The organism is Streptomyces sp. NBC_01089, assembly GCF_045162975.1.
Classification (GTDB): domain Bacteria; phylum Actinomycetota; class Actinomycetes; order Streptomycetales; family Streptomycetaceae; genus Streptomyces.
On record NZ_CP108660.1, the window covers coordinates 5,293,194 to 5,300,000 of the forward strand.

Consider the following 6,807-nt stretch of genomic DNA (forward strand, 5'->3'; position numbering starts at 1 on the left):
CCGGCGGATGCCCCGCACCCGCCCCGCCCCGGCGGTACGCTGACCTGGCCCAAACCGTATGTTCGAAGGGACCACCCCCATGCCGCTCGAAGCCGGTCTCCTGGAGATCCTCGCCTGCCCGGTCTGCCACTCCCCGCTCGACGACAAGTCGGCGGCCGAGGAGAACCCGGAGCTGATCTGCACCGGTAAGGAGTGCGGCCTCGCGTACCCCGTCCGCGACGGCATCCCGGTCCTGCTCGTCGACGAGGCCCGCCGCCCCGCGTAGGCAAGTCCCCCGCACGCACCCGTACACGCAAGGCGAATCGGAGGCAGACCCCGATGCTCGACGAGTCGTTGCTCGACGCCCCGGAAGCCCTGGCCCGAGCCGACCGCCGGGGGCTCCTCCGCGGCGCAGCCGAGGCCGGAGCCCGCGTCCGTACCGCCGCCAGGCACGCGGCCGAGGCCGGACTGGCCGACCTGAAACCGGAGGGGCGGCCCCGCGCCGTGCTCGTCGCCGGTTCGGGCGCCGCCGCGACCGGGGTGGCCGACCTGCTCACCGCCCTGGCGGGTACGGCGGCCCCCGTCACCCGGCTGCGCCCCACAGGCGTGGCACCGGCGGCGGGCGCCCTGCGCTGGGCCCTGCCCGGCTGGGCCGGATCCGTGGACCTGCTGCTCATCGCCACCGCCGACGGCACCGAGCCGGGTCTCGCCCTCCTCGCGGAACAGGCGTACCGGCGCGGCTGCACGGTCGTCGGGGTCGCCCCGCGCCGCTCGCCGCTGACCGAGGCGGTCGACGGCGCACACGGCCTCGTCGTACCGATGGCCGAGGCGCCGTACGAGGAGGAGACCGAGGTCCCCTTCACCGGGATCGGCCCCGGCGCCCTGTGGGCCCTGCTCACCCCGCTGCTGGTCCTGCTCGACCGGGTCGGCCTGGTCACCGCACCGCCCGAGACCCTGCAGCAGGTGGCCGACCGCCTGGACAGCACAGCGGAACGCTGCGGTCCGGCGATCGCCACCTACAGCAACCCGGCCAAGACCCTGGCCGCCGAACTCGCCGACTCCCTCCCGCTCATCTGGACCGAAGGCACCGCGGCGGCCCCGGCCGGCCGTCGCTTCGCCGCCGTGCTGACCGAACTGGCGGGCCGCCCCGCCCTCGCCGCCGAACTGCCCGAGGCGCTGCCCGCGCACGGTGCGCTGCTCGTCGGCCCCTTCGCGGGCGACGCCGACCCGGACGACTTCTTCCGCGACCGTGTGGACGACCCGCAGGCACTGCACGCGCGAGTGGTCCTCCTCCGCGACCGCCCGGCGGGCGGCCTCACCGCGGCCCCCGCCGCCCGGGAGATCGCCCTCGCCCAGGACACCCCGGTCAGCGAACTGGAACCGGAGGAGGGCGGCGAGCTGGAATGCCTCGCGGAACTCCTGGCGGTCACCGACTTCGCCGCCGCCTACGTCGCTCTCGCCACGGTCTGAACGCCGGCCGCGGCCCGCGCACCCGCACCCCGGGGGCACACCGGCCCGGTACGAGAACGCCCGGCACCGAGGACACCCCCGGGCCCAGGACACCTCCGGGACCGAGGGCACCCCCGGTACCGAGACACGCTCCCCGCACACCACCACGTACACGACCGCACGCCCCCGCACGCCGCCCCGCGCGACCCGCCCGCCGTCCCAGCAGCCCGGAAAGTAGCCTCATGGACCGCCTCGCCAACACCGTGCGCCCCTACGCCTGGGGTTCGACCACCGCCATCCCCGCCCTCACCGGCACCGAGCCCACCGGCGAACCGCAGGCCGAGATGTGGCTCGGCGCGCACCCCGGAGCCCCGTCCCACATCGACCGCGGCGCCGGCGAGCAAGCGCTCTCGGCGGTCATCGACGCGGCCCCCGAGGCCGAGCTGGGCGCGCCGGCCGTGGCGAAGTTCGGCCCGCGGCTGCCCTTCCTGCTCAAGATCCTGGCGGCCGGAGCCCCGCTCTCCCTCCAGGTCCACCCCGACCTCGCCCAGGCGAAGGAGGGGTACGAGAACGAGGAGCGCCGCGGCATCCCGGTCGACGCCCCGCACCGCAACTACAAGGACGCCAACCACAAGCCCGAACTCATCTGCGCCCTGACGCCCTTCGACGGCTTCTGCGGATTCCGGCCACCGGCCGAATCGGCCGACCTGCTCGCCGGCCTCGACGTGGACTCGGTCAAGCCGTACGTGGACATCCTGCGCGCACACCCCGAGGAGGCGGCGCTGCGCGAGGTCCTGACGGCCGTCCTGTCCGCGGACCCGGCCGGGATGAAGGACACGGTCACCGAGGCCGCCGCAGCGGCCGGACGCATCGGCGGCGCCTACGCCCCGTACGCCACCCTCGCCCACCACTACCCCGGCGACCCCGGCGTCATCGCGGCGATGCTGCTCAACCACGTACAACTCCAGCCCGGCGAAGCACTGTTCCTCGGCGCCGGCATTCCGCACGCCTACCTCAGCGGCCTCGGCGTCGAAATCATGGCGAACTCGGACAACGTGCTCCGCTGCGGTCTGACCCCGAAGCATGTCGACGTCCCCGAACTGCTGCGCGTCGTCCGCTTCGAGGCGACCGAGCCCGGCGTCCTGCGCCCGGAGGCGGACCCGGACGGCGAGGAGCTGTACGAGACCCCGATCGACGAGTTCCGGCTCTCGCGCTACGTACGCCCCGAGGACGCCAGTCCACTCCCGCTGCCCTCGGGCACCGCACAGATCCTGCTCTGCGCGGCGGGCACCCCGCGCGCGGGCGAACTCGCCCTGGAACCGGGCCAGTCCGTCTTCGTACCGGCGGGCGAGACCGTCACGCTGACGGGAGCGGGGACAGTCTTCCGCGCCACCGTTGTGGCCTGATGCAACAATGTGCGGCCGAATAGCGGCACCAACGCCGCGGCACCGACGAAGGGAACACGTCCACCCATGAGTGCGTCAGGTGGAACCAAGGCGATCGTGGCGGCGCTCGGCGCCAACCTCTCGATCGCGGTAGCGAAGTTCGTGGCGTTCCTCTTCAGTGGCTCGTCGTCGATGCTCGCAGAGAGCGTCCACTCACTCGCCGACTCGGGCAACCAGGGGCTGCTGCTCCTGGGCGGCAAGAAGGCCCAGCAGGAGGCAACCCCGCAGCACCCCTTCGGCTACGGCCGTGAGCGCTACATCTACGCCTTCCTCGTCTCGATCGTGCTCTTCTCGGTCGGCGGGATGTTCGCGGTCTACGAGGGCTACGAGAAGGTCAAGCACCCCCACTCGCTGGACAACTGGTACTGGCCCGTCGGGGTGCTGGTCTTCGCGATCATCGCGGAGGGCTACTCCTTCCGTACCGCGATCAAGGAGTCCAACCAGACGCGCGGCACGCTCTCCTGGGCCCAGTTCATCCGCCGCGCCAAGGCGCCCGAACTCCCGGTGGTGCTGCTGGAGGACTTCGGCGCACTGATCGGTCTGGCCCTCGCCCTGGCCGGCGTCGGACTGGCCGTGGCGACGGACAACGGCGTCTGGGACGGCATCGGCACCCTCTGCATCGGCACCCTGCTCATCCTGATCGCGATCGTCCTGGCCGCAGAGACGAAGTCGCTTCTCCTCGGTGAGGCCGCGGGCACCGAGGAGGTCGACAAGATCAAGACAGCCATCGTCGACCACGACACCGTCACCTCCGTGATCCACATGCGGACGCTGCATCTCGGCCCCGAGGAGCTCCTGGTGGCCGCGAAGATCGCGGTCCAGCACGACGACACGGCGGCGGAAGTGGCGCGGGCGATCAACGCCGCCGAGGCCCGTATCCGCGAAGCCGTGCCCATCGCCCGGGTGATCTATCTGGAGCCGGACATCTACAGCGAGGCCGAGGCCGCGGCGGGCGCGGACCCGAAGGCGACTCCGGGCGGCCCGTCACCGGTGCCGCAGCACTGACCCGGCCATCGAGCCCTGCCGGGCTCGCCGGAGGGGACCCGTCCGACGCACTGATTTCGGACGGTCCTCCCGGCGGGCTGGGGGTCGCTGGGCCGATCGGTGTAGATTCGTCGGGAGCCAGACGTCGCTGCTGATGGCGGTCGGGCGGTCCGTTCTGCGGACCGGCCGAGGGAGAGAGGGCCTCCGACGGACTGCGCCGCGAGCGCTCGGGCATTCGTGTGCCTTTCCGCCCGTCGCCGCAGCATCCAGCCCATACACCCTCGACCAACCTTCCGAGGAGCAGCTCGTATGACGACCGACGCCATCATCCAGGACTTCAAGGTCGCGGATCTTTCCCTGGCCGCCTTCGGGCGCAAGGAGATCACGCTCGCCGAGCACGAGATGCCCGGTCTGATGTCGATCCGCAAGGAGTACGCCGCGGCGCAGCCGCTGGCCGGTGCCCGAGTCACCGGTTCGCTGCACATGACGGTGCAGACGGCCGTGCTCATCGAGACCCTGGTCGCGCTCGGCGCCGAGGTGCGCTGGGCCTCGTGCAACATCTTCTCCACCCAGGACCACGCGGCCGCGGCGATCGCGGTCGGCCCGAACGGCACCCCGGACGCCCCTGCGGGCGTGCCGGTGTTCGCGTGGAAGGGCGAGAGCCTGGAGGAGTACTGGTGGTGCACGGAGCAGGCGCTGACCTGGCCGAACACCCCGACCGGCGGCCCCAACATGATCCTCGACGACGGCGGTGACGCCACCCTCCTCGTCCACAAGGGTGTCGAGTTCGAGAAGGCCGGCGCGGCCCCGGACCCGGCGACCGCGGACAGCGAGGAGTACAGCTACATCCTCAAGCTCCTCAACCGCACCCTGGGCGAGAACCCGCAGAAGTGGACGCAGCTGTCGTCCGAGATCCGCGGGGTGACGGAGGAGACGACGACGGGTGTGCACCGTCTGTACGAGATGCACCGTGACGGCACTCTCCTGTTCCCGGCGATCAACGTCAATGACGCGGTGACGAAGTCGAAGTTCGACAACAAGTACGGCTGCCGTCACTCGTTGATCGACGGCATCAACCGCGCCACTGACGTCCTGATCGGCGGCAAGGTCGCCGTCGTCTGCGGTTACGGGGATGTGGGCAAGGGGTGCGCGGAGTCGCTGCGTGGGCAGGGTGCCCGGGTGATCATCACGGAGATCGACCCGATCTGTGCGCTGCAGGCGGCGATGGACGGTTTCCAGGTGTCGACCCTGGACGACGTGGTGTCGATCGCGGACATCTTCGTGACGACGACGGGCAACAAGGACATCATCATGGCCGCGGACATGGCCAGGATGAAGCACCAGGCCATCGTGGGCAACATCGGTCACTTCGACAACGAGATCGACATGGCCGGTCTGGCGAGGATTCCGGGCATTGTGCGGGACGAGGTCAAGCCGCAGGTCCACACGTGGACGTTCGCCGACGGCAAGGTGTTGATCGTGCTGTCGGAGGGGCGTCTGCTGAACCTGGGCAATGCGACGGGTCATCCGTCGTTCGTGATGTCGAACTCGTTCGCGGACCAGACACTGGCCCAGATCGAGCTGTTCACCAAGCCCGCCGAGTACCCGACCGATGTGTATGTGCTGCCCAAGCACCTGGACGAGAAGGTCGCCCGGCTCCACCTGGATGCCCTGGGCGTCAAGCTGACGACGCTCCGTCCCGAGCAGGCCGCGTACATCGGTGTCGAGGTCGAAGGCCCGTACAAGCCGGACCACTACCGCTACTGACGCAACCAGTGCCGCTGGTGCGCACCTTGCCGCACCCTCAGCAGCCGGCACCGCAGAAACAGTAGGTACCAGGCAGGCCCCCGCACCCCCGTGTCGGGGGCCTGCCCCGTACCGGCTAGGGAAAGACCCCAAGGACCCCATGCCCCGCGGCCGTTATTCGCTCCACGATCTCCATGACCACACCCCCCTCGGTGAGGAACACTTCCACTGCGCGCCAGGCCCCTCCGGCTGGCGTTACGTCTCCCAGACCACCGCACCATCGGGCGACCACGCGGGCTCCGTCGATATGGCCATCGACGAACTCGGCCGCCCCATCCGCCTCGAACTCCACGCCGCGAGCTGGCAGATCCGCGGCGCGGCCATCGAAGGCGTCACCTGGGTCCGCACGGACCCTTGCGGGGAGCACGCCACCGAAGGCAACGCCCCCGCCCACGCCTTCACCGGCACATCCCCCGCCTTCCTTGTCGCCACAGCTCGGCTGCTCGGCCTCACCCCCGGTTCCCCCGCCACTCGCATCCGCCTGGTCGCCTTCACCGACCCGGTCCTGGCTCCCCGCACCGTCGACCAGTCCTGGGCCTTGCTGAAGAGTGAAGCGCACACCACTGACAATGGGCCCCTGATGGTGGACGAATACCAGGTCAGCGCTCTGGACACCGGTGAGCGGTACGCGGTCCACATCGCCGGGGACGTGGTCCTGGCGGCCCCCGGCATCGAGCTGGAACACCTGGAGACACCGCCATCGGTCTTCCGGTGACGGACAGCCCCGCGGCCGGGGCCGGAGTACGGGTTCAACGGCCCCGGGGTGATGTGCGTACGGCCCTGCTGAGCTGCTACTGTCTCTCTTGCCCACAAAAGCCGTTGACACGGTTCGAGTGGGGAGGTAGGTTTGAACGGTTGCCCCGAGTTCGACAAGATCGGGCCCAGCAGTTACTGTTTATCTCGCTCGCGGAAATTGAATTTCTCGCAGAGCCACCCGATGAATCCGAATCACGAGGCCGATTAGCTCGGCCAAAATGCTTCTGATAAAGTCGGAATCGCCGGAAAGGGAAACGCGAAAGCGTGGAACTGGAAAGCGGCCCCCCGGCCGGCCGGGAATCGGACACGAAAGAGTCTGATAGAGTCGGAAACGCAAGATCGAAGGGAAAAGCCCGGAGGAAAGCCCGAGAGGGTGAGTACAAAGGAA

Annotated in this window: 6 protein-coding genes; all 6 read left to right on the forward strand. The window is 70.1% G+C overall.

Features of this window, described 5'->3' with window-relative positions; all coding sequences use genetic code 11:
• Positions 1-79 precede the first annotated feature (79 nt).
• The 6 genes from OG510_RS23820 to OG510_RS23845 all read left to right on the forward strand — a co-directional run bounded on the left by OG510_RS23820 (position 80) and on the right by OG510_RS23845 (position 6,378).
• Positions 80-265 (forward strand): Trm112 family protein, encoded by a 186-nt coding sequence (locus OG510_RS23820; protein ID WP_406139417.1) that lies wholly within the window; start codon positions 80-82, stop codon positions 263-265.
• A gap of 53 nt (positions 266-318) precedes the next feature.
• Positions 319-1,449: an SIS domain-containing protein gene (locus OG510_RS23825; RefSeq protein ID WP_406139418.1), complete on the forward strand. Its 1,131-nt coding sequence runs from the start codon at positions 319-321 to the stop codon at positions 1,447-1,449.
• A gap of 221 nt (positions 1,450-1,670) precedes the next feature.
• Entirely contained in the window at positions 1,671-2,834 is a 1,164-nt protein-coding gene (manA, locus tag OG510_RS23830) for a mannose-6-phosphate isomerase, class I (protein ID WP_406139420.1), read from the forward strand.
• Between the two features lie 66 nt (positions 2,835-2,900).
• Positions 2,901-3,878, forward strand: a complete 978-nt coding sequence (locus OG510_RS23835; RefSeq protein ID WP_406139421.1) for a cation diffusion facilitator family transporter — start codon at positions 2,901-2,903, stop codon at positions 3,876-3,878.
• 288 nt (positions 3,879-4,166) lie between these two features.
• Positions 4,167-5,624, forward strand: a complete 1,458-nt coding sequence (gene ahcY / locus OG510_RS23840) for an adenosylhomocysteinase (RefSeq protein ID WP_406139423.1) — start codon at positions 4,167-4,169, stop codon at positions 5,622-5,624.
• A gap of 139 nt (positions 5,625-5,763) precedes the next feature.
• Entirely contained in the window at positions 5,764-6,378 is a 615-nt protein-coding gene (locus tag OG510_RS23845; protein ID WP_406139425.1) for a hypothetical protein, read from the forward strand.
• Positions 6,379-6,807: the final 429 nt, after the last annotated feature.

Coding starts and splice junctions, on each gene's coding strand:
- ahcY (WP_406139423.1), top strand. CDS start 4,167: ATGACGACCGACGCCATCATCCAGGACTTCAAGGTCGCGGATCTTTCC.
- manA (WP_406139420.1), top strand. CDS start 1,671: ATGGACCGCCTCGCCAACACCGTGCGCCCCTACGCCTGGGGTTCGACC.
- OG510_RS23845 (WP_406139425.1), top strand. CDS start 5,764: ATGCCCCGCGGCCGTTATTCGCTCCACGATCTCCATGACCACACCCCC.
- OG510_RS23820 (WP_406139417.1), top strand. CDS start 80: ATGCCGCTCGAAGCCGGTCTCCTGGAGATCCTCGCCTGCCCGGTCTGC.
- OG510_RS23825 (WP_406139418.1), top strand. CDS start 319: ATGCTCGACGAGTCGTTGCTCGACGCCCCGGAAGCCCTGGCCCGAGCC.
- OG510_RS23835 (WP_406139421.1), top strand. CDS start 2,901: ATGAGTGCGTCAGGTGGAACCAAGGCGATCGTGGCGGCGCTCGGCGCC.